We start from the raw sequence: 23,991 nt of genomic DNA on the forward strand, positions 1-23,991 counted from the left end.
GTCGCGTCCGTTTGTCCGGTCCTTGTTCCTGACGGTGGCGCCCAAGCGCGTGGCGGTGCCGTCGTCCCCTATCCTGCAGCGCAGCTGACACCCTTGCCTTCGACCACAACGCCTCAATCCGACGCGCCGGTTCTCGACGACCCGGAACCTCTCTCACCCAGGGGCGGCCCCTTGCGCGTGGGCATCGAGGTCGGCGGAACGTTCACGGATCTCGTCGCGTCGGGGCCGGACGGGCTGATCTTCGCCCGGGTCCCGACGACGCCGGAGGAGCCGGAGCAGGGCGTCATCGCCGCCCTCCGGTGCGCCGGCATCGAACCCGGCGCCATCACCGAGTTCTCGCACGGCTCCACCGTCGCCACCGACGCGGTGCTCGAGCGTAGGGGAGCCCGGCTCGCGCTGCTGATCACCGAAGGGTTTCGCGACATCCTGCTGCTCGGCCGTCAGGGCCGCGAGGTGATCTTCGAGCCGGCCCACCGGAAGGCCGAGCCGCTCGTCGCCCGTGGCGACACGCTCGAGGTGCCCGAGCGCATCCTCGCCGACGGCAGCGTCTCCACCCGCCTCGCCACCGAACTCTTCGCGCCCCGCCTCACCGCCTTCCTCGAGGCGGGCGGGTTCGACGGGGTCGCGATCTGCCTCCTCAACGCCTTCGTGAACCCGTCGCACGAGCACGACCTCGCCGCCTTCATCAAGGCGCGCTGGCCGTCGCTGCGCGTCACCACCTCGTGCGACGTGGCGCGCGAGTTCCGCGAGCACGAGCGGGCCAGCACGACGACCCTCGCAGCCTACGTCCAGCCGGTCCTCGAGACCTATCTCGGCGAGATCGAGACGCACCTGAGGACGGCCGGCTTCACCGGTCCGTTCTCGATGATGCAGTCGCACGGCGGGCGCGCGCCGGTGGAGACCGTCCGCCGCAACGGGGCGAGCGCGCTGTTCTCGGGACCCGCCGCCGGCGTGACCGGCGCGGTGCGCCTCGCCGGGCTCTCGGGGCACCGGGACATCATCACGCTCGACATCGGCGGAACCAGCGCGGACGTGTGCCTCGTCGAGAACGGGCGGCCGGAGATCGCCTCGCACTCGACCATCGCCTCGCTGCCGGTGCAGCTGCCGATGGTCGACGTCACCACCATCGGGGCCGGGGGCGGGGCGATCATCTTCGTCGACGACGCGGGGATGCTGCGTGTCGGCCCGCACAGCGCCGGGGCGAATCCGGGGCCGGCCTGCTACGGCCGCGGCGGCACGCGGCCGACGGTGACGGACGCGCACGTCGTCTGCGGCCGCATCGCCGCCGACGCCCGTCTGGCGAGCGGCCCGCCGCTCGACGTCGCCGCCGCGCGCGCCGCCTTCGCCGAGATCGCCGACACCCTTGCCCTCTCTGTCGAGGAGGTGGCCGAGGGCGCCGTGAACATCGCCGTCGCCAACATCGTCACCGCGATCGACTTCATCAGCACGCGGCGCGGGCGCGATCCCCACGACTACGTGCTCGTCCCCTACGGCGGTGCCGGGCCGCTGCACGCGGTGGCGGTCGCCGACTCGCTCTCCATCGAGACCGTCCTGGTGCCGCCGCGCGCGGGGGCGATCTCGGCGTACGGACTGCTGACGGCGGACCACAGCCTGTTCGCCTCCCGCACCAGGCGAATCAGCGTCGAGGAGGGGGCGAGCGAGATCGTCCACGAGATCATCGACGAGCTGAAGACGGAGCTGAACGCCGACGCCGACCGGATGGCACTCGGCCCGATCCGCCGCTGCGACGTGACGCTCGACATGCGCTACGTCGGCCAGGCCTTCGAGATCGCGGTGCGCCTGTCGGAGGAGCTGGCGGCCGGGTCCACGCCGGCCCTGCTGCGCGCGGCCTTCGAGAATGCCTACGGCGCCGCCTACCGCCTCGGTGGGATCCCCGCGATCAAGGTGGTGGAGGTGGTGACCACCCGCGTCGCGCTGCACATCACCGAGGGGATGGCACCGACGCTGGCCTGCACGGGCCCCCACGTCGCGGCCGACGGGGAGGTCGTCAGGGTGTTCGGCGGCGGGCGCCACCACGAGGCGAGGCGCCTGCCACGCCGCGCCGTCGGCCCGGACGGTCTCGCCGGGCCGCTGGTCCTCGACGACCAGACGACGACCGTCTTCGTCCCGGGCGGGTGGGCCGCCTCGATGGACCCGGTCGGCAACCTTATCCTCGGCAAGATCGGATAGCGGGCGGCGCTCAGGCGTCCTGCTCGGCCGGGCTGTGGCGCTGGCGGTAGCTTGCGGGCGTCGACCCGGTCCACTGCTTGAACGCGCGGTGGAAGTTGGGCGCGGAGGCGAAGCCGAGGTCCTGGCTGATCGCCTCGAGGCTCTTCGACCCGTGCGTCAGCTCGCGGATCGCGATGTCGCGGCGCAGGCCGTCCTTGATCCCCTGGAATGACGCCCCGTCCGCCGCGAGCTTGCGGATGAGGGTGCGCGACGTGATGTTCAGCGACCGCGCCGCGTCCTCCAGCTTGCAGCTCATCCGCGCCGAGCGGTGCAGAAGCTCGCGCACCCGGAGCTGCAGCGCATGCTCCTTGTAGTCGGTGAAGATCCAGTCCCGCGGGGCGCGCACGAGGAAGGCGTGCATCTCCGCCGCCGTGCGCGTCACCGGGAGGCTGCCGAGGGCGCGGTCGAAGCTGATCGAAGAATACGGCTCGTCGAAGCCGATCGCGGCGGGGAAGATGACCGGGTAGTCCTCCGCGAAGTCCGGCCGCGGGAAGGCGAAGCCGACGTCCCGCAGCGGCAGCTCGCGCCCGGCGAGCCAGGAGACGATGCCATGCGTCAGCTTCAGGAGGAGCATGTGGCCGAAGCGGTTCGGCACGAGGCCCTCGAACCGCGGGATGAGGCTGACGCGGATCTCGTTGGCGTCGCGCTCCAGCTCCACGCGGTAGTCGTCGAGGAGCATGTTCCAGAAGCCGGTGAAACGGTAGATCCCGGTGCGGATCGACGACGCCTCCAGGAGGACGGTGCAGAGGTATTTCAGGGTGCCGGAGCGGATGGGGCGGCTCCAGAGCCCCATCATCTCGTCCCCCGTCTCGGCGGCGACCTGCTGGTATAGGCTGACGATCTGGTCGTGCGTGACGCGGGCGAGCTCGGGGTCGGTTTCGGGGATCGAAAGTCCGGCCTGTTCCAGGAAGTTGGCGAGCATGTCCGGGCCGCACTGCGCCCGCAGCGTGGCGAGCCAGTCCTCCACGAAGGCGTAGGACACCGTGGAGAGGTGGACGATCCTGCGAGCCGACGGCGTGACCATGGTTCGTTCAAGGTGGTGCAGTTTGGCAGTTTTTGCAAATTGCGCGTCTGAAACAGCGATAGTGCCGGCCCGGGGTTCATTACTATGTTCCGGCCAGAATCGTGATAGCGGGGGAGGCGGCCATGGTCTTTTCGGCGCCCGTGAAGGACATGGTGTTCAACATCGAGCACCTCTCAGGCTGGGCCGAATTGTGCCATCTGCCGCAGTTTCAAGACGTCGAGCTGGAGACGGCCGGCGCGATTATCGAAGAGTGCGCCCGCTTCGCCGAAGAAGTGCTTGCCCCGCTGAATGCCTCTGGCGACCGGGCGGCCTCCCACTTCAACGGCGAGTCCGTTGTACTTCCGGAAGGCTTTAAGGAAGCCTACGAACAGTTCGTCGACACCGGTTGGCAGAGCCTGCAGCACCCGGTCGAGTTCGGCGGCCAGGGCCTGCCGCGCGCCGTCGGAGCCGCCTGCGGCGAGATCTTCAACGCCGCGAACATGAGCTTCGCTTTGTGTCCGCTTTTGACAGACGGCGCGATCGACGCGCTGCTGACCGCGGGCTCCGACGAGCAGAAGCAGACCTACCTCCACAACCTCGTCGCCGGCCGCTGGACGGGCACGATGAACCTGACCGAGCCGCAGGCCGGCAGCGACCTCTCGCTCCTGCGCACGCGGGCCGAGCCGCGCGGGGACGGCAGCTACGCCATTTCCGGCACGAAGATCTTCATCACCTACGGCGACCACGAGCAGGCCGAGAACATCGTCCACCTGGTCCTCGCGCGCATTCCGGGTGCGCCGGCGGGGGTGAAGGGGATCAGCCTCTTCCTGGTGCCGAAGTACTTCGTCAACGCCGACGGCTCCCTCGGCGGCCGCAACGCGGTGCGCACGGTGAGCATCGAGCACAAGCTCGGCATCCGCGCGAGCCCGACCGCGGTCCTCGAATACGAGGGCGCGACCGGCTATCTGATCGGCGAGGAGAACCGCGGCCTCGACATCATGTTCATCATGATGAACTCGGCGCGGTTCGCGGTCGGCATCCAGGGCATCGCGGTGGCCGAGCGGGCCTACCAGCAGGCGCTCGGCTACGCCAGGGAGCGGGTGCAGAGCCGCCCGGTTGACGGCTCGTCCAACGAGAGCGTCGCCATCATCCGCCACCCCGACGTGCGCCGCCTGCTGACCCGCATGCGCGCCGTCACCGAAGGCTGCCGGGCGCTCGCCGCCGCGACGGCCGGCTGGCACGACCTCGCCCGCCACGCGGACGACCCCGACCGGCGTGCCGAGGCGAAGGCGGTCGCGGAGTTCCTGGTGCCGCTGGTGAAGGGCTACTCGACCGAGATGAGCGTGGACGTCGCCTCCTGCGGCATCCAGGTGCACGGCGGCATGGGCTTCATCGAGGAGACCGGCGCCGCGCAGCACTACCGCGACGCGCGCATCCTGCCGATCTACGAGGGCACCACCGCGATCCAGGCCAACGACCTCGTCGGCCGCAAGACGCTGCGCGACGGCGGGCGCACCGCCTACCGCATCGCCGAGATGATCGCCGGGACCGAGGCGGAGCTGAACGCCTCCGACTCCGTCCCCGCCCGCGTGGTGGCGCGCAAGCTCGCCCGGGCGCGCGAGGCGTTCCTGGCGGTGGTGGACTTCGTCGTGCTCGAGACGCCGCGCGACCCGCAGACCGTCTTCGCCGGGTCGGTGCCGTACCTGATGCTCGCCGGCAACCTGATGGCGGGCTGGCAGCTCGCCCGCTCGCTCATCGTCGCCGAGGCCGAGCTCGCCAGGGGCGTCGAACCGGAGTTCATGGCCGCGAAGATCGCGACCGCACGCTTCTACGCCGACCACATCCTCAACGAGGCCGAGGTGCTGCGCGAGCGCATCGTCGAGGGCGGCGAGAGCATGCTGGGCGCCGCGGCCGCCGCACTCTGACCCTTTCCGCCGCCGAGGGCGCGAACCCCGCACCGGGGGGCGCCCGAACGGCTCCTGCCGCGCCGGCCCGCCCTGCGGTGCCGGCGCCCCTTTTCGTCCGGACGTCCGCGCAGGGCGCGGTCCGGGAACCCGAGGAACGATCTTCATGCTGAACGTCGCCCAATATACCAATCTCGACCTCGACACCTCGCGCGAGAACGGGGTGTGGGTGGTGACGCTGAACCGGCCGACGAAGCGCAACGCGCTGGACGCCGCCACCATCGAGGAGCTGATCGAGCTCTTCTCGACCGCTCCGCGCCGCGGCGCGAGGGCGATCGTTCTGGCGGCGTCGGGCGACCACTTCTGCGCCGGTCTCGACCTCATCGAGCACCACAAGGAAGACCGCAGCCCGGCCGACTTCATGCACGTGTGCCTGCGCTGGCACGAGGCGTTCAACAAGATAGAGTACGGCGGCGTGCCGGTGATCGCGGCGCTGAAGGGCGCGGTGGTCGGCGGCGGGCTGGAACTCGCGAGCGCAGCCCACGTGCGCATCGCGGACGCCAGCACCTACTTCGCCCTCCCGGAGGGGCAGCGCGGCCTCTTCACCGGCGGTGGCGCCACGATCCGCGTCGCCGACCTCGTCGGCAAGGCGCGCATGATCGACATGATGCTGACCGGCCGCGTCTATCAGGGGCAGGAGGCGATCGACATCGGCCTCGCCCAGTACCTCGTCGAGGGGTCGAGCTTCGACAAGGCCATGGAGCTGGCCGACCGCGCCGCCGCCAACCTACCGCTGACGAACTTCGCCATCTGCTCCGCGATCAGCCACATGCAGAACATGTCGGCCCTCGACGCGGCCTACGCCGAGGCGGTCGTCGCCGGCGTCGTCAACACGCAGCCCGCCGCCCGCGAGCGTCTCGAGGCGTTCGCCAACAAGACCGCCGCGCGCGTCCGCCCGAACGCGACCGCCTGAGCCGGTCCCGAAGGAGGCGCGTCGTGTCCACCGATGCCTCCGGCGGCCTTAAGGCCGGCCTCGACGCGCGCCTCCTGGGATGGGCCTGCCTGATGGTCACGGCCTTCGGCTGGGGCCTCGGCTGGCCGATGATCAAGATCATCATGGAGGACTGGCCGCCGCTGTTCGCGCGCGGCACGGCCGGTCTCGCCGCCGCAGCGGGGCTCCTCGCCGTCGGAGCGATGCGAGGCGACGCGATCGCGCCGCCGCCGGGCTCGTGGCGGCAGCTGGGCCTCGCGTCCTTCACCAGCGTCTTCGCCTGGATGGGGCTGACGGCGCTGTCGCTCCTGTGGCTGCGTGTGGCCGAATGCGCGCTGATCACCTTCACGATGCCGATCTGGGCGACGCTCTTAGCCTGGCCGGTCCTCGGGCAGCGCCCGGACCTGCGGAACTGGCTCGCCATCGCGCTCGGCAGCGGCGGACTGCTGGTGCTGTTCGGGGCGCGCACCGAGGGGGCGGCGGACCAGCTCCCTGGCATCGCGCTGGCGCTGACGGCGGCGATCCTGTTCGCGCTCGGCTCCGTCGCGTTCCGCCGCCCCGTCGCGCTGACGCCGCTGGTGCGCACCGGCTGGCTCATCGGGCTCGGCTCGGCGATGATGTTCCTCGCCGGACTGCTGGTGGCGCTGCCGGACCTCGGCGCGCTGACCTGGCGCGGCGCGGGCGCGCTCACGTACATGGCGCTCTTCCCGATGGCGCTCTGCTATCTCGCCTGGTTCGCGGCGGCGGCGCGCCTGCCGGTGGCGACGGCGTCGACCGGATTGCTGCTCATCCCGATCATCGGCGCGGTGTCGACCGCGGTGCTCCTCGGCGAGCCGCTGGGCCTGCGCGCCGCCGTCGCCTTCGCCCTCACGCTGGCGGGCGTCGCCATCGCGATGCGCGCGACGGCCGACTAGACGGCCATCGCCGGCGCCTGCACCTCCCTGCGCCGTGCGAGGAGGCGGCGCGTCTCCGCGTGCCGGTCCGGAGCGTCGAGGGCGTCGGGAGCGAAGCGGTCGACCACCTCGCCGTGGTGCATGACGATGATCTCGTCCGAGATCCAGCGCACGATGTCGATGTCGTGGCCGATGAAGGCCATCGCGAAACCGCGCTCGCGCTGAAGGCGCGCGAGGAGCGTCAGGATCTCCGCCTGCACGGTGGTGTCGAGGGCGGACACGACCTCGTCGCAGATGAGCACCTTCGGGTCGCACAGCAGCGCCCTCGCGATGCACACGCGCTGACGCTGGCCGCCGGAGAGCTGGTGCGGGTAGCGCCCGGCCATGCCGGCTTCGAGGCCGACGTCCTCCAGCGCGGCGCCGATCACCGCTGCGAGCCCGTCGCGGCGGCCGGCGAGGCGGAGCGGCTCGGCGAGCGCGCGGCCGACGGTGAGGCGAGGGTTGAGCGCACCTTGCGGATTCTGGAAGACGAACTGCACCGCGCGCCGGTCGCCGCGCGGCAGCGGCCCGCTCCCCGGCTCCAGGGTGGTGCCGAGGATGGTGACGCGCCCGCCGCTCGGCTGCTGCATGGCCGCGAGCGTCTGGGCGAAGGTGCTCTTTCCGGAGCCGGAGCGGCCGAGGATCCCCAGCGTGCGCCCGGCCGTCAGCGATGCGCTCACCCCGTGCACCACGCGGACCGGCCGCGTGAAGAGCTTGCCGCGAAAGGCGACGGCGACGCTCTGCGCCTCGGCGCGGACGGTGGCGTCGGACGGCGCGACGGGCCGCGGCCGGTCCAGCATCCGGCGCGCGTCGACGAGGCGGCGGGTGTAGTCCTGCCGCGGTGCGCCGAGGACGGCGCCGGCCGGGCCGCTCTCAACGACGCGGCCGGCGCGCATCACGGCGACCGCGTCGGCGTCCGCCGCGAGACCGAGGTCGTGGCTGATCATGACGAGCGCCATCCCGTGGCTGCCGCGCAGGCGCGTCAGCAGGGCGACGATCTCGACGGTGGTGGTCGGGTCGAGCGCGCTGGTCGGCTCGTCGGCGACCAGAAGCTGCGGCTCGCCGGAGAGGGCCATCGCGATCATCACGCGCTGCTGCTGGCCGCCGGAGAGCTCGTGCGGGTAGCGCCGGGCGATCGCCGCTTCCAGCTCCACCTCGGCCAGCAGCGACAGGATGCGCTGCCGCCGCGCATCGCCTCCACGCATGCCGGCGCGGCCGAGCGCTTCGGCAAGCTGGCTCTCGACGCGCATGAACGGGTTCAGGGACGCCATCGGGTCCTGGAAGATCATGCCGATCCGCCGGCCGCGCAGCGCGCGCATGGCCCCGGCGTCGTCGAGCGGCAGGGGCGCGCCGTCGAACGCGACGGTGCCGTGGGTGACGGCGAGCCCGCGCGGCAGCAGGCCGGTGACGGCGAGCGCCAGCGTGGACTTGCCCGACCCCGACTCGCCGACGATGGCGAGCGTGCCGCCGGCCGGAACGCCGAGCGAGACGTCCTCGACGATGGGGCGCGTGCCCGCGCACACCGTGAGGCCGTGGGTGGCGAGGATCGGCAGGGTCATCGTGAAAGCCTCGGGTCGACGGCGCGATGGATGATGTCGATGACCGCGTTGATCACCACCAGTGCCACCGCGACGACGGTGATGGCCGCCTGCACCACCGGGTAGTCGCGGCCGTGGATGGCGTTCAGCATCAGGCTGCCGATACCCGGCAGGCTGAAGAGGATCTCCATCGTGAGTGTCCCCGCGACAAGCCCGGCAAGCACCAGGCCGGACAGGGCGAGCGCCACCGGCAGTGCGGTCGGCAGGAGGTGGAAGAAGGCGATGCGCGGGCGCCCGAGGCCCTTGGCGTAGGCGGTGCGCACGTGGGCGGACGTCGCCGCCTCGCGCAACTCCTCGAAGAGGGGTTTGCCGATCTGGCCTGCGTTGTCGATGGCGATGATGACGATGGGCATCGCCAGCGCGCCGACGACCGGCAGCCACCCGAGCCACACCGAGAAGACGAGGATCGCCACCACGCCGACGCAGAAGGTCGGCAGCGCGATGGACCAGACGTTGACGAGGTTGACGAGTCTCGCCAGCACGCGGTTGCCCGTCACCGCCGCCGACACCGCGAGCCCCAGCGCGACGAGGAGCCCGAGCAGGAAGGAGCCGGCGGCCAGCGCGAGCGTCGTCGGCAGCGCCGTCGCCAGCATGCCCGCCACCGGGCGGTGGTAGCGCAGCGACTCGCCGAAGTCGCCCGTCAGCGCGTTGCCGGCCCAGGTGGCGAGATCGACGACGAGGGGGCGGTCGAGGCCCATCTCGTGGCGCAGCTCGGCCTCCTCGTGTGCGGTGAGGCCGCCCTCGAGGGCCATGCGGTCGACCGCGTCGCCCGGCGCGACACGGCAGAGCAGGAAGACCACGAGGACGATGCCGGCGGCCTGCAGAAGCATGCGCGCCAGCGAGAGGAGGATCGCCCCGGCCTGCCTCATCGTGCCGCCCCCGACCGGGCGCGCAGCGGGTCGAACCGCTCGCGAAGCGCGTCGCCGAGGACGAGGAGGCTCACCGTCAGCGCGATGAGGGCGAGGATCGGCGCCAGGATCGCGTGCGGCGACACTTCGAGGTAGCGGCTCGCGTCGGAGATCATGCGGCCCCAGGTCGGCGCGTCGGGGGAGGAGCCGAGGCCGAGGAAGGAGAGCACCGACTCGGTCACGATGCAGCGCGGCAGGATGATCGCCGCCTGCGTGATCAGGCTGCCGAAGAGGTTGGGCAGGATGTGGAGCCGCAGCACGTGCAGCCGCCCGCCGCCGAAGAGGCCGGCGACGCGGACATAGTCCTGCGCCGCCTCGCGCTTGTAGGTGGCGCGGGCGACGTAGGCGAAGAACGGCGCGAAGGAGATGCCGAGCGCCAGCGTCACCGGTCCCGTCCCCTCGCCGACGGCGACGATGATGAGGAGGGCGAGGAGGATGCCCGGCACCGCGCGCACGAGGTCGATGAAGGCGAACACCGCCATCTCGCCCCACCGGCCGAGCGCCATGCCGAGGAGGCCCAGCGCTCCGCCGAGCAGGAAGGCGACCAGCGTGCCGCCGGCGCCTACCATCAGGGTCAGCCGCGCGCCCATGACGAGGCGGGAGAAGACGTCGCGGCCGATGTGGTCGGTGCCGAGGAGATGCTCTCCCCCCGGCGCCGCGTTGAGGCTGAAGAGGTCCTGGTCGAAGGGATCGTGCGTTGCGATCCACGGCGCGAACACCGCGGTGAGCACGATCGCGAGGACGACCGCCCCCGCGATACGGGCGGGCGTGAGGACGCCGGCTCTGCGGCGCCTCCCGGCCTTGTCCCCGATGGCTTCCATCGCGAGGGCCATCGGGCTCAGTCCTCGGCGAGGAAGGTCTGGGCGATGCCGCCGGACGCCCAGTTCGGCGACCACGTGAAGCCCGGCTCGTAGCCCTTCACGGCCCGGCGCATGGCGATCGCGTTCGGCGCGTGGCCGAGCACCATCAGGTAGTCGTTGTCGAGGACGCGCTGGAAGGCCTCGGAGTAGAGCGCCTTGCGCTTCGCCTCGTCGGTCTCGGCGACGGCGGCCTTGATGACGGCGTCGAGCTCGGGGTCCTGGATACCGCCCCACAGGACCGGGTTGGGACCGTCGCTCATCAGCCGCACGAAGCGCAGGAAGATGTCGGCGCGCGGGCCGGAGGCCATCACGTCCATGTCCCAGTCGTACTGGCCGAGGCGGTTCTGCGCGCCGAGGTCGTCGAGCGCGGAGTGCTCCACCTTGAAGCCGAGCCGGCGCAGCATCTGGACGACGACCTGCGGGTAGTTTTCCTGCCAGGAGACGAGGTCGATCGTGACCTCGGACGGGTCGACGCCGGCATCGGCGAGCATCGCCTTCGCCTTGTCGAGGTCGGCGGCCTTGTACTTGTCCGCCTCGGCGATCGCCTCGTCGTAATAGACGTGGCCGGGCATCACCATCTGGTTGGAGACGACGCCGGTTTCCGGCGCCAGGAACTGCATGAAGGCGCGCTTGTCGATCGCATGCATGATCGCCTCGCGGACCTTCGGGTTGTCGAAGGGCGGGCGCGGATTGCGGTTGTTGAAGGCGACGAAGTACCAGGTCGAGTCCTTCAGCGTCGTCGTGCGCAGGTTCGGGTCCTGCGACAGGCGGCGGGCGACGTCACGGTCGACGTTGACGATGTCGAGGTCGCCGGCGCGCAGGGCGTTGCCCTTGTCGATGTCCTCGCGGAGGTTGACCTCGACGGCCGCGAGGTACGGCATGCCCTCGCCGCGCCAGTAGTTCTCGAACGCCGGGGCCGTGAGGGAGACCTGCGGGCGCCACTCGCCGAAGGTGAACGGGCCGGTGCCGATCGGGGTCTGGATCGTCGCGTCCCAGCCCGGCGAGGCGGGGGAGAGGATCCAGAGCTCCGACATCAGGTTCACGAGCGGCGCATAGGGCTCGGTCATGGTCAGGACGACCGTGCCCTCGTCCGCGGCCTCGACGCTCTCGACGAGCTTCATCGCGGAGGCGAGCCAGCCGCCCGTCACGTTCTCCTTCACACGGTGGATGTTGGCGACGACGGCGTCGGCGGTGAGCGGGTCGCCGTTGTGGAAGGTGACGCCGTCACGCAGGCGGAAGGTGTAGGTCCTGCCGTCCTCGGAGATGTCCCAGCCCTCGGCGAGGAAGGGCTCGACGCGGCCGTCCGGGCCGATGGAGGTCAGCGCCTCGGCGTAGAGCTGCTGCACGGCGATGGAGCCGGTGTGGCGGTGCGGGTCGGAGGTGTCGAGGCCCAGCGTCGCGTAGCGCAGCGTGCCGCCGTGGACGGGCTCGGGGGACTGGGCGAACGCCGGGGCGGCGGCGAAGAGGGCCGCCGCCGCGGTGCCGAGCATGAGCTGCCGGCGGTCGAGACGGAAGCGCGTCTGCGTCATGTGCGTCATGGCCGTTGATCTCCGTGGGGTTCCAGAGTGGCGAGGAGGTCCCGCCCATCGAGGCCCTCGTGGGGGACGCCGAGATGGGTGAGGATGGTGGGGGCGAGGTCGACGATGGAGGTCGGCTCGCCGGAGCGGATGCCGGGGCGGTGGCCGCGCCCGCGGATCATGAGGACCGGCGACTGCTCGTAGCGGCCGAGACCGCCGTGCTGGCCGCAGCCGAGCCGGTCGGGCTTGCCGCCGGCGGGCCTCGCCGCGGCGCTGGTGCCGGGGACCCCGTAGGTGTTGGGCGCATCGCTCGCCGCCATGGACACGGCGATGGCGAGACCGCCCGTGGGGGCCTGCCCGATCTCCGCGAGCTGGTCGCCGGCGAGGACGGTGCCGGACCAGGGCGCCGCGGCGATGGCGTCGGCGATGGCGCTGACGCGGTCGGCCGCCTCCGGGGCGACGTAGACGAGCGCGCCGGTGCCGTTGGGGGCGACCACGACGTCCGCGCCCCCCTCCCGCTTCAGCCCGGCGGCGACGAGGTAGGCGTCGATGTCGACGACCTCGCCGACGGTCTGGTGCCCGTGGTCGGAGCCGACGACGAGGAGGGTGTCCTCGTCCAGCCTGTCGATGGCGGCGAGGACGCAGCCGGCGATGGCGTCCGCCTCCGCGAGCACGGCGAGGTGCTCCGGGGAACCGAGCGGCGTCGCGTGCTGCGTCGTGTCCGGCTCGGAAAGCCAGAGGACCGAGAGCGCGGCGGCGCCGTGGACCGCCTCGGCGACGAAGCGCTCGGCCATCGCCCTGTCGCCCTCGATGCCGAGGGTGACGTCGAGCGGTTTCGCGACCGGGGCGAGGCCGGGGGCGTGCGAGCCGGCGCGGTGGTAGACGGTGCCGTATCCGTCCGGGTCGTGGGCGTAGGCCGCGCCGGGCGAGACGTTGTTGAAGACGACCACGCCGCCCCGGTCCTTGAGGCGCTCGGCCATCGTGGGGCGGTGGAGGGCGGAGCCGGTGAGGGCCCGCTTGGCCGCGAAGAAGTCCGGCCTGCCGACGTCGTGGAGAGTCAGCGCCCCGTCCTTCACCAGCGCGACGGTGTTGCCCTGGAGGCCGTTGCGCGCCGGGTAGCACCCGGTCGAGAAGGCAGCCGACACCACCCGCGTCGCCGACGGGAAGACCGAGCGGTGGGCGGTGAAGGTCGTCGCGCCGGCGGCGAAGCGGGTGAGGTTGGGCGTCGTCTCCGGCGAGACGAGGTCCCGCCGAAGTCCGTCGAGGATGACGACGAAGGCGCGGGTCACTGGACCGTCCCGTTGAGCGCGAAGTCGAAGATGTCGAAGTTGCGCAGCGTCCGGGTCGCGGCCGCCTCCCGGTAGGCCTCGTTGAGGGGATGGGAGAGGACGAACGGCACCGTCTGCTCGGCGAGCCCGCCGTGCGAGCGGAGCCGCGCGCCTGCGAGCGCGGAGAGGTCGTGGTCCGCCGCGTGCGCGCCGAGCGCCCAGCCGTGCGCGCCGATCGCGACGACGTCGCCCTCGCGTTCAGGCGGCATCTCGAAGCGGGCGGCGGCCTCGGCCCCCGTCAGCGCCTCGCCGACGCCCTCGATGGCGGCGACGGCCCGGTGGACGTCCTCCGCGGCGAGGCCCGGGTCCGTCACGTGGACGCGCACGAAGCCGCCGAGCGCACCGTGATGGCGCACGAACGGGTCGGTGATGGGGCAGATCACCCGCGTGGCGCCGCCGCCGAACGCCGCGTCGAGCGTGTCGGCGATGTAGGCGACGCGGGGCGCGCCGGCGGCGTCGGTCATGTCGTTCATGCCGTGGTCGGCGACGATGCCGACGACCGCGCCCGCTGCCAGCAGCCGGCCGACGCGCTCGTCCACCGCGGCCATGAAGGCGTTCGCCTCGGGCGTGCCGGGGGCGTGGGCGTGCTGGATGAGGTCCGAGAGGGAGAGGTAGGCGATGTCGACCATCCCATCGCCGATCAGCCTCACGCCGGCGTCGAGCACGAAGAGGGAGAGGTCGGGGACGTACGGCTCGGGCGCGGCGCGGCCGACGAGGCGGGTGGCGTCGTCGATGCCGTTCTCGGCGAGGGTGGCGGCGTCGGCGCGCTCGGCGGAGAAGGCGATGCCGGTGAGGTCCCGGGCGAGCGCCTTGAGGAGCTTGTCCTTCGCCGTCACGGCCGCGACCCGCGCGCCCTTCCGGGCCAGCGCGGCGAGGATCGTGCCGGCGCGCATCCCCTCGGCGTCCAGCATCATGACCTCGCGGCCAGTCGCCGCGTCGAAATAGTAGTTGCCCGATATGCCGTGCACCGCCGGCGGCGCGCCGGTGACGATGGAGACGTTGTTGGGGTTGGTGAACGTCGGCATCGCGGCGAGGGCGGTCGCGGCGAAGCCGCCGTCCATCATGGCCGAGAGGTGGGGCACGACACCCGCGGCGCGGGCGGCTTCGACATAGGCCGGGTCGCAGCCGTCGTAGCAGATCACCGCGGTCGGGCGGCGCGGCAGGGCGTAGCTGCGGCCGTTGGCGACGGCGACGTCGGGTGCGCCGTTCAGTGCGGGAGCCATCGGTCCTCCGAGTGAGAAAGCACCGCCCGTTATCAAACCGCCATGTGTTTGATGTATAAGGAGGTTTATCAAAGATATGTAACGCTTTCGCGTCGCTGAATGGGGTAACCGCAAGCACTCTCGCCGTGCAATCGAAATAAATTCGTTTGATGTGAGATGAATTCACATGACAAAACGACGACTTCCGCCGATCAAATCATTAATTGCACTTGAAAGCGTGGTCCGGACGGGGAGCGTGTCCGCGGCGGCGGAGGACTTGTCCGTGACGCATGGTGCCGTGAGCAAGCAACTCGCGCATCTGGAACAGTGGATCGGCATGCCGATGTTCCGCGAGCGGCGCCGCGGCATGATCGCCAATGCCGCCGGCGAGCGCCTGGCCGCCGCCGTCGGCGGCGCGCTGGAGGAGATCGAGGACGCGCTCGACGCCATCCTCGTCGCCGAGCGGCAGAAGGTGCTGACCGTCGTCGCCCCGGCGACCTTCGCGATGCGCTGGCTGATCCCGCATCTCCCGGCGCTGGAGATGGACGGCGGCGAGGCCGGCATCCGCGTCCGCCCCACGCACACGACCGAGGACTGGGACGCGCTGGAGTTCGACCTCGTGGTGCGGCGGGGCGAGCCGCTCGCCGGACGCCTCGCGCCCCGGCCGCTGTTCGTCGAGGCGCTCGGCCTCTTGGTGCCGCCGGCGCTGGCGGACGTCGCCGACACGCGGCAGCTCCCCTTCGTCGACGCGGCCACCCGCACCGGCGAACTCGCCCGCTGGTGCCAGCGCGCGTACGGCGGTCCGCCCGTCAGGCCGGCCAGGGTCTACCCGCACTTCTACGTGGCGATGGAGGCCGCGCTCGCAGGGCTCGGCGCGATCGTCGCCCCGGTGGAGCTGCTCGGGCCGCAGCTCGCGCAGGGGGCGCTCATCGACCCGCTGCCGGCCGTCCGCGTGCCGGGCGCGGCCTATACCATCGGCGTCGCCCCGGACGGGCCGAACCGCTCGGCCGCCGAGGGGCTTGCACGGACCATGGTGCGCGAGTGGCACAAGGTCCCTGCCGCCGTGCCCGTCACGCCGTAGCCGGCAGGAGGGGCGCGTTGCGCCCGACGAACGGCGAGGTCGAGGACACGGGCGCTATCTGCGGGCAGCGGGGGGGCGAGACCCTGCCAGGGCGCGAAGCGGACGACAGGCCGTGCCGGCGTCCTGCGGCGCATCGGTTTGCCGGGGCGGGGCAGTCCCGACCGGCCCCGGCTCCGGCTCCCGGCTCCGGTCCGTGGTCAGGCGCGGCGCTGTTCTTCCTCCTGGTTGAGGATCTGCTCGGCCGCGGCGGCCGCTGCCTGCTGCTGGTCGGCCGGCGCGTCGGGCGGGTCGATCCGCACCGTGACGTAGCGGTGCGCGAACTGGATGCCCTCGCGGTCGAAGAGCTCGCCGATCCGCGTGTAGACGTGGCGCCGCACGACGAACTGGTCGCCCGGCTTGGTCATGAACTTCACGCGGATGATCATCGCCGAGTCTTCCATCTCGATGACGCCCTGCGACTTCAGCGGCGCCAGGAAGAGCGGCCCGCACTCGGGATCCTCCAGCAGCTCCTGGCCGAGTTTCTTGATCAGCTTGCGGACCCGCTCGACGTCGGTGCCGTAGGGGATGCGCAAGGGGAGCTTCATCACCACCCAGTCTCGCGAATAGTTGGTGAGCTGCTTGATCTCGCCGAAGGGGATGGTGTGCAGGGGCCCGTTCTGGTGGCGGAGCTGGAAGGAGCGGATGGAGATCTTCTCGACCGCCCCCATCACGCCGCCGACGTCGATGAACTCGCCCTTGCGGAAGGCGTCGTCGGCGAGGAAGAACGCGCCGGAGAAGACGTCGCGGATGAGCGTCTGCGCGCCGAAGCCGATGGCGAGGCCGAGGACGCCGGCACCCGCGAAGAGCGGCGCGACGTTCACCCCCATCGCCGCGAGCGCGATCGTCAGCATCAGCGTGAACATGGCGGCGATCAGGATGTTGCGCAGCAGCGGCAGCAGCGTCGCGAGGCGTGATGAGCCCGGCCCCATTCCGTCCTCGCTGTCGCCGTGTCCGACGGCCGGCATCTCGTCCCGCATCCGGCCGTCGATCCACGTGCGCATCGCATCGTAGACGCCCCATACGGCGAAGAGGATGACGACGTAGCCGAGGGTCTGCGTGAGATCGTGGTCGAGCTTCAGGACACCGAGCGAGACCACGAGCACGACGATCGCGACCACGATCGCGGCGAGCCCCGCGAGGCGCCGGAAGAGCGCGTGCCAGCGCGCCTGCCATACGAGGAGCGGTTCGACCTCTGCCTCCGTCGGACCGCTCGGCGGGGCGGCGGCGAGCGGCGCTTCGCCCGGCGGGGCGGGCGGCAGCGGCGCGTCGTCGGCGGCCGCGAGCGCATCGGCGGGCCTGATCGTGGCGCGCAGCGTGTTCTCCAGCGCGGCGAACCGGCGGGACAGGACGATGACGCACGCGCCGTAGATCGATAGCCCGACGATGGCCGCCAGGATGGGCGCCAGCAGCGGCCCGGCGTGCGGATTGTTGGTCGTGACGACCTGGCTGATGTGCGCGGCGCCGGCGATCACGAGGTAGCCGAGAACGATGAACGCCCAGATCGAGCCGAGGAACTTGCGGAACGTGTTCGGGCGCGGCGATGTCCCCCGGATCATCGCGGTGATGACCCGGCGGTGGATGATCAGCCAGATGCAGAGAAGCGTGATCGGCACGGCCGAGGCGAGGATCTGGAGCGCGTCGGTGGAGCGCTCGTCGACGCCGATCTCGTTGGTCCACAGCGCGAGGCCGAAGAACGCGAAGCCGGTCGCCGCCATCACCTTGAAGGCCCGCAGCATCCTCGCGGCCGTCGCGTCGTCGACCGGCAGCAGCCTGATCGTGGGCCGGCTCGGCATGAACACCGCCGTCATCAGGGCGATGGTGATCCGGTAGGCGGTGATCGCGACGAGGATGATCGCCGCCGTCGCGCGCGCCGGCCCGGGCGTCGGCACGAAGACGACGATCACCGCGATGCCGGAGAGCAGGAAGGCGGCCGCCGCCGCCATCGCGAGCAGTGTCCGCAGCATCGCGTAGCTGGTGCGGGGCGCGGGGACCGCTTCGGCCCGCGCTTCCAGCGAGGCGAGCACGCGGCTGGCCCAGCGCCAGACGAGCCATCCGACGATGGAGCCGACGGCGAGGGCGATCAGGGTCAGGGGGATTGCGAGCCAGAGCCAGCCGGCCGACCCGTCGCCCCGGGCGGTCAGCACCGCATGGCCGATGGCGCCGGGGATCTCCGGGATCCGGCTGATCGTCTGGGCGAGGCCGTGGCGGACGGCCACCGCGCTCTCGAGCGCCGCGCTGGGGGAGGCCGCGGTGCCCGGCGAGCCGGCCGTGGCTGCCGGTTGCGTGCGTCCGTCGATCAGGATGGTGGCCCCGCTGTCGCGGGCCGCCTTCACCAGTTCGTCGAGAGTCGGGGAGGGGGTGGTCCCGCCGTCCGGCTGCGCGAGAGCGCCGCCGGCGAACGAGAGGACCAAGGCGAAGGCGAGGGCGAGGCCACCCCAGCTCCATGCTCGACGTGACAACATCGCGATCGTGTCCCCTTCCGGCACATCTGTGTCCGTGGTGCGATCATGATTGATCGCCGCCAGTACAACAATGCTGCGCGTGCCACACCGCTGATGAATTGGACGAATCCCTGTATCCGGGGAAAGCAAACGTTCGCGGGCGAAGTCCCCGGAAATCAGTGGACGAACGGAGTCCTACAAAAATTGTAATGCAGGCGCGCTGCGTCGTGTGGCAGGTCTTGGCGACGTCTGAGCGTGATCCAGTCTGAAATCGGCTGGCCACAAGTGCAACATATTGCAATCTGGGGAGTGCCCATGTCGACAGGACTCGATCTGAAGACGGTCACCGTAAAAATCAGCAACAATTTCTTCGGTCCGAACTTCGTCGCAGGCTTGGCGTTGCAGTCGTCGAGCTACACCGTCGTCAATAAGAATTTGGCGACGTTGGAATTTCAGGCCGCCTACGACCCGTCGATGACCATCGTCCAGGAGGTGCACGGGACCGGATTCGGCTTCGACGAGAACGGCCGGTACACCGGTCACGTCACGCACTGGAACGCCTACGACAAGGACAATCCGGAGAACGGGTGGTCCTTCTCGCCGCTGGACAATTCGCTGGACCGGCAGAACGAGCTCGCCGCCAACCCGAACGTGACGTTCCAGAACCTGCTGGTGATCCCGCTCGTCTACAACTTCGTCGGCGCGCAGTACGACGACTTCTACATCTTCGGCTCGTTCGACGACATCGGCCGCGGGTTCGAGGGCAACGACGAGTACAAGACGCTCGACGGTGACGACACCCTCTACGGCCACAGCGGCGACGACACGCTGATCGGCGGCAACGGCGACGACCTCCTCTACGGCGGTCAGGACGACGACGCGATCCGTGGCGGGCAGGGCCGGGACACGCTCTACGGCAGCCAGGGCGACGACCGCATCAACGGCGGCACCGAGTCCGACCTGATCGGCGGCGGGGCCGGCTCCGACACCATCTTCGGTGACGACGGCGACGACGTCATCGAGGGCAACGGCGCCTTCGACCGGATCAACGGCGGCAACGGCAACGACCTGATCTTCGGCGGCGGCGGCGGCGACAGCCTGCTGGGCGATGCCGACGCCGACACGATCGAGGGCGGCGACGGCAACGACTCGATCTACGGCGGCACCGAAGGCGACAGCCTCCTCGGCGACGCCGGCAACGACACCATCCGCGGCAATGCCGACGACGATACGGTGCGCGGCGGCAGCGGCGACGACCTGATCCGAGGCGATGCCGGCGTGGACTTCCTGTTCGGCGACGCCGGCAACGACACCGTCCTCGGCGATGCCGATACCGACCAGGTGTTCGGCAACCGCGGCGACGACCAGGTCCACTCGGGCACCGGCGCGGACTTCATCGTCGGCGGCCTCGGCGACGATACCCTCTGGGGCAACGCGTCGGGCGGCGCCGGCGACTACGACATCGACTCGTTCATCTTCGAGGGGCCGTTCGGCAACGACGTCGTGGCGGACTTCGAGATCGGCTTCGACGGCATCAACTTCATCGGCGTGCCCGAGGACGATGTCGTGACCACCACGGTGGGCGACGATGTCCTCATCACCGCCGACCTCGGCGATCTCGGGATCAGCACCGTCCTCGTCGTCGGCGTGGCGGACCTGTTCAATCCGGACTCCGACATCCTGTTCGCCTGACGGTCGCGCGCGACGCCGGACCGCCGCCGCGCGTGGGGGCGGTCAGCTCGCCGCAGCCTCGGGCGCCCCGCCGCGGAAGAGGCGGTGCAGCCGGGCGCCGATCGGGTAGCGGAAGTGGATCGCCGAGCGCGGGCGCCGCATCACGGCGACCGCCGCGGACACGGGGCGGCGGGCCTTGAGCTGCTCGATCGCCTCGGCGAACGCGAGCGCATCGCTGAGGGCGGACCGGCGGGCGGCGATCGCTTCGACCACTTCCTCGCACAGGGTGTGGTGGGCCTCGAAGCAAACGTCGGCCGCCAGCATCGCCTCGATGTGTCTCACGCCGAGCCGTGCCGAGATGGATCCCGCCCGGCGGCGGTAGACGTAGCCGGCGTCGGGAACGACGGCGCACCGGGCGCCGCAGGCGAGGGCCTCGGCCATCAGCAGATAGTCCTCGCCGATCCGCAGGAGCGGGTCGTAGTGGAGGCCGTTCGCCTCGAGGAAGGTGCGGCGGAAGAGGGGCTTGGTGTAGCCGAGCGTGTCCTTGCGCGCCATCGGGCTGTTGAGGCGCACGTAGTCGGTGAGGTCGAGCGTCGGCCCGCCCGCCGCCTCGGCGACGTCCAGCGTGCGCGCCGGCCGGCCCGTCTCCTCGATGGTGATGCTGTCGATGATGATGTCGGCGTCCTCGCCCCGGGCGAGGCAGCGGGCGAGGCGGCCGGGACGGAAGGCGTCGTCCGCGTCGAGCACCGCGATGAACGTGCCCGTCGCCGCCGCGAAGCCGGAATTGCGCGCGACGCCGGGGCCGCCATTGTCCTCGAGCCGCAGAACCCGGACCCTCGGGTCGTCCACCGCCTCGGCGGCCTCCGCGGTGCCGTCGGGGGAGGCGTCGTCGACGACGATGACTTCGAGGTCCACGTCCTGCGCGAGCGCGCTGGCGATGGACGTCGCGATGGAGTCCTCGGCGCAGTACGCCGCTATGATCACCGATACGTCAGGCAATGGCTTCGTCTCCTCCATAGATTGCGAGCTTGCGCATCCCGAAGAGTCGCGAGACCACGCCCGCATGCATGGCCGCACGGAGGCTCCAGAACGCCAAACGGCGGGTAGACCAGAAGCACGCCACCGCCGCAGCGGCGCAGACCGAGGCCTTGCCGCTGGCGATGACGATCTGCTTGAGCCGCCCGGCCCGGCTGAGGCCGCGCGTCTCAAGCAGCAGCCCGTGGCTCTGCCCGGCCCTGAAGCGGCGGCGCACCAGCCAGTTCACAGTCGCGCGCGGGCCGGTGACGTCCTCGAACACCGCCGCGGCCGGGGCCGAGGCGATGCGGGCGCCGGCGTTGAACGCGTCGTGGAAGAAGGCGGTGTCCTCGCCGCCGGAGCGGCCGAGCGCCACGTCGAAGCGCCGCCCCTCCAGCGCCGGCGAGGTGCGGGCGAAGAGGACGTTGGACGTATAGCCGGTCCGGATCGCGCCGCCTGCGACGACCGGGTGGGCCGAATGGAAGTCGCCCGCGCGGATCCAGCGCGGCACGTCCGGCGCGTAGCGCGCGATGGCCGGGCCGAGGACGACGTCGGCCCGGGTGGTGCGCTGCACCTCGAGGAGGTTCGCCAGCCAGTCGGGGCTCGCCACCTCGTCGTCGTCGAGGATCGCGATCCAAGGCGCGACCGCCGTGTCGAGCGCGGCATTGCGCGCCGTGGAGATGTTGCGCGCGGGCGCGTGGACGTACAGGACGTCGAGGCCGTTCTCGCGGCCGAGCGCCTCGATCCGTCCGCGCGCCTCGTCGGTCTCGTCGTTGTCGGCGACGATGACGCGCACCGTCATGCCGTCCGGCAGGCGCAGGGCGGCCAGCGAGCGCAGCGTGTCGGCGATGGAGCCGCGCCGGAAGGTGCAGACGCAGATGTCGACCGAGGTGTCGAGCTCGGCGGGCACCTGCCAGGCGAGTCGGGTCTGGGTCGGTTTCCTGGCTGTCAGGAACCGGCTGATGAAGCCGAGCGACCAGGACAGATGCATCGTCATCGCGGCGAACCCCGAGCATAGAACGCAGGTGTCCCGCTTTTGGGCTGCAAGGGCGATGCCACCTCCGATCGAGGCGGCGGCCCAGAGCAGGCCGGGGACGGCGGCGAGAACCGCGAGCGGCCAGTAGACCGTTGCAATCGCAGGTGAAACGAGGAGCCCCGCGGCGGACGGCGCGATCATGATCGACGCCACCTGGCGCAGCTTCAGCCGCATGTCGTGCTTGACCACGGTGGAGGCACGGCCGCGACCGTAGCTGAGGTACTGCCGGAACAGCTTCGGCAGCGTCCGGCGCGGCAGGTAGACCGGCGGCTCGACGCCGGCGAGCCAGATGCGCCCGCCCGCATGGGTGAGGCGGTAGTCGAACTCGGCGTCCTCGTTGTGCGAGAAGCTCTCGTCGTAGCCGCCCAGCGCGAGGAAGCTGTCGATCCGCATCGCCGCGTGGTGGCCGTGGTCGACGTAGCCGGGCCCGGCGCCGACGCGGTGGGCCGAGTTGCCCGAGCCGAGGCGCGAATTCTGCGCCGCCGCGACCGCGCGCTGCATGCAGCCGAACCCCTCGGTGCGCATCGAGACCACAACCGAATCCGATCCCACCCGGGCGATCTCGGCGAGAAGCTCGGAGCAGAAGCGGGGCGGGTAGATGCAGTGCGCATCGACGCGGATGAAATGCTCCCGCCCCGCGCCGAACAAGCGCACCGCCGCGTTGACGCCCGCGCTCTGGATGCGCGCCGGGTTCTCCATCAGCTTCACCCGCGGGTCGACCTTGGCGCGGTCCATCACGATGGCGCGCGAGGCGTCGGTGCTGCCGCCGTCCGCCACCACGACGAGGTCCGACGGGCCGATGTCGGCGCGGATCTGGTCGAGGAGGCCGGGAAGGTGCGCCTCCTCGTTGAGGCACGGGATGACGATGAGCGCTCCGGTCATGCTGCCTCCGCACGGGCTGGGGACTGGCCGGCCTTCTCGCGTCCGGAGATGAGGTCGACGAGACGCCGGCACTCGGCCTCGTCCGCCACGAAGGCGGACCGGTCGACCCGCGCCACCGCCGCGGCCAACGCGGCGTAGCGTTCGGGGGTCATGCCGGCGACGAAATCGGCGAGCGCGGCGGACGGATCGCCCCGGAGGACATGGCCGATGCCGAGCTCCGTCAGGCGCGCGGCCGTCGCGGTGCCTTCGCGGGCGATCGGGACCGCACCGTGCGCACCACCCTCGTAGAGACGGTTGGGGAGCAGCCACTCGGAGTTGGCGCCCGCCTCGTAGTAGTCGATGCACCAGATGAAGTGGACGTTGCCGTAGAGGCGGGGGAGGTCCGCCATGGTGTAGGCGCCGCCGAATGCGATGCGCGGGCGCGCGGCGACGGTGGCGCCGAAGTCCGCGAACACCGCCGGCGACGGCTTGCCGTGGACCTCGATCTCGAGGGCGCCCTCTCCGGAGGCCGCGGCATCGGCGAGGATCTCGATGGACTGCTCGTCGCGCAGGGCGCCGAAGAGGCCGATGCGCCAGGGCGGACCCGCCGGCCGCGGCATCACGGTGCGCGGCGCGTCGATGAGCTTGTTCTCGACGAGGCTCACCGGACAGTCGAGGCGCGAGAGCGGGTCGAGGTAGGCATCCACGAAGGCCGGCGAGCTGACGATGACGCGCGACACGTCCGCGCCGAGCCGCCCCTCGACGGTGCGCAGCACCTGTCCCTTCCGCCCCAGGAGGAGGCGGTGGATGTCGAGCAGCTCGTAGGTCAGCGGCACGTCGCCGAGGTGGCGGCGGACGGCCGAGGCGACGGCGAGCGATTCCAGGTTGCGCGCCATCAGCGCGTCGACCGGGCCGAGCGCCTTTGAAATTTCTGCGTGTGCATACCTGCTCCGCAACACGCTGAGGGCGCGTGCGGCCAGCCTGCCGTCGGCGGTTCGGCCGAGTGAGATCGGGGCGATGCCCGCCACCTCAGCGGGTGGGGTCGGCGTGCGGTGGAAGCCCGCGAGGGCCACATCGGCGCCGCCACGCTGGAGCATGATCACGCGGCGGGCGACGGCCGCGTCCCCGAGGTCGTGAACAAAATAGCCTATACGCAAGGCAACGTCCTCGTTCGGTTCTCTTCAGCGCTACGGCGCATGCCCCGAGGCGTCTCCATCATTTGTTATTGAGCCGAACCCCCCGGGCCGCGCCAATGGCGGCTGGATCAATCCTGGGGCTTGCCGCGCGCAGCCGGGCCTTCGTCGCCCCGGCGCACCCGCCCCCCAGGCGACACCGGAGCGGCCGGATCGCCCGTCGGCACCGGGCTCCGCTTCGGC

Annotated in this window: 17 protein-coding genes; 6 read left to right on the forward strand and 11 right to left on the reverse strand. The window is 71.3% G+C overall.

The window, feature by feature from the left end:
* Positions 1-177 precede the first annotated feature (177 nt).
* On the forward strand, positions 178-2,190 hold the full coding sequence (locus DLJ53_RS03980; protein ID WP_244935027.1) for a hydantoinase/oxoprolinase family protein: 2,013 nt from the start codon (positions 178-180) through the stop codon (positions 2,188-2,190).
* A gap of 10 nt (positions 2,191-2,200) precedes the next feature.
* Here the strand turns inward: DLJ53_RS03980 and DLJ53_RS03985 are convergent, their stop codons facing one another.
* Positions 2,201-3,253 (reverse strand): AraC family transcriptional regulator, encoded by a 1,053-nt coding sequence (locus DLJ53_RS03985; RefSeq protein WP_111342545.1) that lies wholly within the window; start codon positions 3,251-3,253, stop codon positions 2,201-2,203.
* Positions 3,254-3,375: 122 nt separating this feature from the next.
* Here DLJ53_RS03985 and DLJ53_RS03990 point away from each other — a divergent pair, with 122 nt between their 5' ends.
* From DLJ53_RS03990 to DLJ53_RS04000, 3 genes are all read left to right on the forward strand, one after another.
* The gene (locus DLJ53_RS03990) at positions 3,376-5,157 is read left to right on the forward strand and encodes an acyl-CoA dehydrogenase family protein (RefSeq protein ID WP_111342547.1); all 1,782 of its coding nucleotides are present in this window, start codon (positions 3,376-3,378) and stop codon (positions 5,155-5,157) included.
* Positions 5,158-5,302: 145 nt separating this feature from the next.
* Entirely contained in the window at positions 5,303-6,109 is an 807-nt protein-coding gene (gene dmdD, locus DLJ53_RS03995) for a methylthioacryloyl-CoA hydratase (protein WP_111342549.1), read from the forward strand.
* Positions 6,110-6,132: 23 nt separating this feature from the next.
* Positions 6,133-7,041, forward strand: a complete 909-nt coding sequence (locus DLJ53_RS04000; RefSeq protein WP_202912989.1) for a DMT family transporter — start codon at positions 6,133-6,135, stop codon at positions 7,039-7,041.
* Here the strand turns inward: DLJ53_RS04000 and nikE are convergent.
* Genes nikE through phnA form a run of 6 tightly spaced genes read right to left on the reverse strand, consistent with a single transcriptional unit; the run spans position 7,038 to position 14,493 of the window.
* The gene (gene nikE / locus DLJ53_RS04005; RefSeq protein WP_111342551.1) at positions 7,038-8,618 is read right to left on the reverse strand and encodes a nickel ABC transporter ATP-binding protein NikE; all 1,581 of its coding nucleotides are present in this window, start codon (positions 8,616-8,618) and stop codon (positions 7,038-7,040) included. The two genes, DLJ53_RS04000 and nikE, sit on opposite strands and share 4 nt — an antisense overlap.
* A complete protein-coding gene (locus DLJ53_RS04010) occupies positions 8,615-9,526 on the reverse strand; it encodes an ABC transporter permease (protein ID WP_111342553.1) in 912 nt (303 codons plus the stop codon). The genes nikE and DLJ53_RS04010 overlap by 4 nt, the downstream gene beginning before the upstream one ends.
* The gene (locus DLJ53_RS04015; protein ID WP_211100538.1) at positions 9,523-10,398 is read right to left on the reverse strand and encodes an ABC transporter permease; all 876 of its coding nucleotides are present in this window, start codon (positions 10,396-10,398) and stop codon (positions 9,523-9,525) included. The genes DLJ53_RS04010 and DLJ53_RS04015 overlap by 4 nt, the downstream gene beginning before the upstream one ends.
* Before the next feature lie 5 nt (positions 10,399-10,403).
* The gene (locus DLJ53_RS04020; RefSeq protein WP_202912990.1) at positions 10,404-11,963 is read right to left on the reverse strand and encodes an ABC transporter substrate-binding protein; all 1,560 of its coding nucleotides are present in this window, start codon (positions 11,961-11,963) and stop codon (positions 10,404-10,406) included.
* Positions 11,960-13,231 (reverse strand): alkaline phosphatase family protein, encoded by a 1,272-nt coding sequence (locus DLJ53_RS36340; RefSeq protein WP_111342555.1) that lies wholly within the window; start codon positions 13,229-13,231, stop codon positions 11,960-11,962. The genes DLJ53_RS04020 and DLJ53_RS36340 overlap by 4 nt, the downstream gene beginning before the upstream one ends.
* Positions 13,228-14,493, reverse strand: coding sequence for a phosphonoacetate hydrolase (gene phnA / locus DLJ53_RS04030; RefSeq protein WP_111342557.1), 1,266 nt, complete (start codon positions 14,491-14,493; stop codon positions 13,228-13,230). The genes DLJ53_RS36340 and phnA overlap by 4 nt, the downstream gene beginning before the upstream one ends.
* Positions 14,494-14,659: 166 nt before the next feature.
* On the opposite strand from phnA, the gene DLJ53_RS04035 reads away from it, so the two are divergent.
* Positions 14,660-15,553, forward strand: a complete 894-nt coding sequence (locus DLJ53_RS04035) for a LysR substrate-binding domain-containing protein (protein WP_111342559.1) — start codon at positions 14,660-14,662, stop codon at positions 15,551-15,553.
* A gap of 197 nt (positions 15,554-15,750) precedes the next feature.
* Here DLJ53_RS04035 and DLJ53_RS04040 read toward each other — a convergent pair whose 3' ends face one another.
* Positions 15,751-18,054, reverse strand: a complete 2,304-nt coding sequence (locus DLJ53_RS04040) for a mechanosensitive ion channel family protein (protein WP_111344063.1) — start codon at positions 18,052-18,054, stop codon at positions 15,751-15,753.
* A gap of 294 nt (positions 18,055-18,348) precedes the next feature.
* Between DLJ53_RS04040 and DLJ53_RS04045 the strand changes: the two genes are divergently transcribed.
* A complete protein-coding gene (locus tag DLJ53_RS04045; RefSeq protein ID WP_111342561.1) occupies positions 18,349-19,725 on the forward strand; it encodes a calcium-binding protein in 1,377 nt (458 codons plus the stop codon).
* 42 nt (positions 19,726-19,767) lie between these two features.
* On the opposite strand, the gene DLJ53_RS04050 is transcribed toward DLJ53_RS04045, so the two are convergent.
* The 3 genes from DLJ53_RS04050 to DLJ53_RS04060 are packed head-to-tail and all read right to left on the reverse strand — an operon-like array spanning position 19,768 to position 23,772.
* Positions 19,768-20,703: a glycosyltransferase family 2 protein gene (locus DLJ53_RS04050; RefSeq protein WP_162408867.1), complete on the reverse strand. Its 936-nt coding sequence runs from the start codon at positions 20,701-20,703 to the stop codon at positions 19,768-19,770.
* Positions 20,696-22,636 (reverse strand): glycosyltransferase, encoded by a 1,941-nt coding sequence (locus DLJ53_RS36520; RefSeq protein WP_342353577.1) that lies wholly within the window; start codon positions 22,634-22,636, stop codon positions 20,696-20,698. The genes DLJ53_RS04050 and DLJ53_RS36520 overlap by 8 nt, the downstream gene beginning before the upstream one ends.
* On the reverse strand, positions 22,633-23,772 hold the full coding sequence (locus tag DLJ53_RS04060; RefSeq protein WP_111342565.1) for a glycosyltransferase family protein: 1,140 nt from the start codon (positions 23,770-23,772) through the stop codon (positions 22,633-22,635). Before DLJ53_RS04060 ends, DLJ53_RS36520 begins: the two co-directional genes overlap by 4 nt.
* Between the last annotated feature and the right edge of the window lie 219 nt (positions 23,773-23,991).

The organism is Acuticoccus sediminis, from assembly GCF_003258595.1.
GTDB lineage: Bacteria > Pseudomonadota > Alphaproteobacteria > Rhizobiales > Amorphaceae > Acuticoccus > Acuticoccus sediminis.

Excerpts from the sequence above, each read along its gene's own strand:
- DLJ53_RS36520 (WP_342353577.1), bottom strand. The coding sequence starts at position 22,636 with ATGACCGGAGCGCTCATCGTCATCCCGTGCCTCAACGAGGAGGCGCAC.
- DLJ53_RS03985 (WP_111342545.1), bottom strand. The coding sequence starts at position 3,253 with ATGGTCACGCCGTCGGCTCGCAGGATCGTCCACCTCTCCACGGTGTCC.
- DLJ53_RS04020 (WP_202912990.1), bottom strand. The coding sequence starts at position 11,963 with ATGACGCACATGACGCAGACGCGCTTCCGTCTCGACCGCCGGCAGCTC.
- DLJ53_RS04045 (WP_111342561.1), top strand. The coding sequence starts at position 18,349 with ATGTCGACAGGACTCGATCTGAAGACGGTCACCGTAAAAATCAGCAAC.
- DLJ53_RS04010 (WP_111342553.1), bottom strand. The coding sequence starts at position 9,526 with ATGAGGCAGGCCGGGGCGATCCTCCTCTCGCTGGCGCGCATGCTTCTG.
- phnA (WP_111342557.1), bottom strand. The coding sequence starts at position 14,493 with ATGGCTCCCGCACTGAACGGCGCACCCGACGTCGCCGTCGCCAACGGC.
- DLJ53_RS03990 (WP_111342547.1), top strand. The coding sequence starts at position 3,376 with ATGGTCTTTTCGGCGCCCGTGAAGGACATGGTGTTCAACATCGAGCAC.
- DLJ53_RS04035 (WP_111342559.1), top strand. The coding sequence starts at position 14,660 with ATGACAAAACGACGACTTCCGCCGATCAAATCATTAATTGCACTTGAA.
- dmdD (WP_111342549.1), top strand. The coding sequence starts at position 5,303 with ATGCTGAACGTCGCCCAATATACCAATCTCGACCTCGACACCTCGCGC.
- DLJ53_RS04015 (WP_211100538.1), bottom strand. The coding sequence starts at position 10,398 with ATGGCCCTCGCGATGGAAGCCATCGGGGACAAGGCCGGGAGGCGCCGC.
- DLJ53_RS04040 (WP_111344063.1), bottom strand. The coding sequence starts at position 18,054 with ATGTTGTCACGTCGAGCATGGAGCTGGGGTGGCCTCGCCCTCGCCTTC.
- nikE (WP_111342551.1), bottom strand. The coding sequence starts at position 8,618 with ATGACCCTGCCGATCCTCGCCACCCACGGCCTCACGGTGTGCGCGGGC.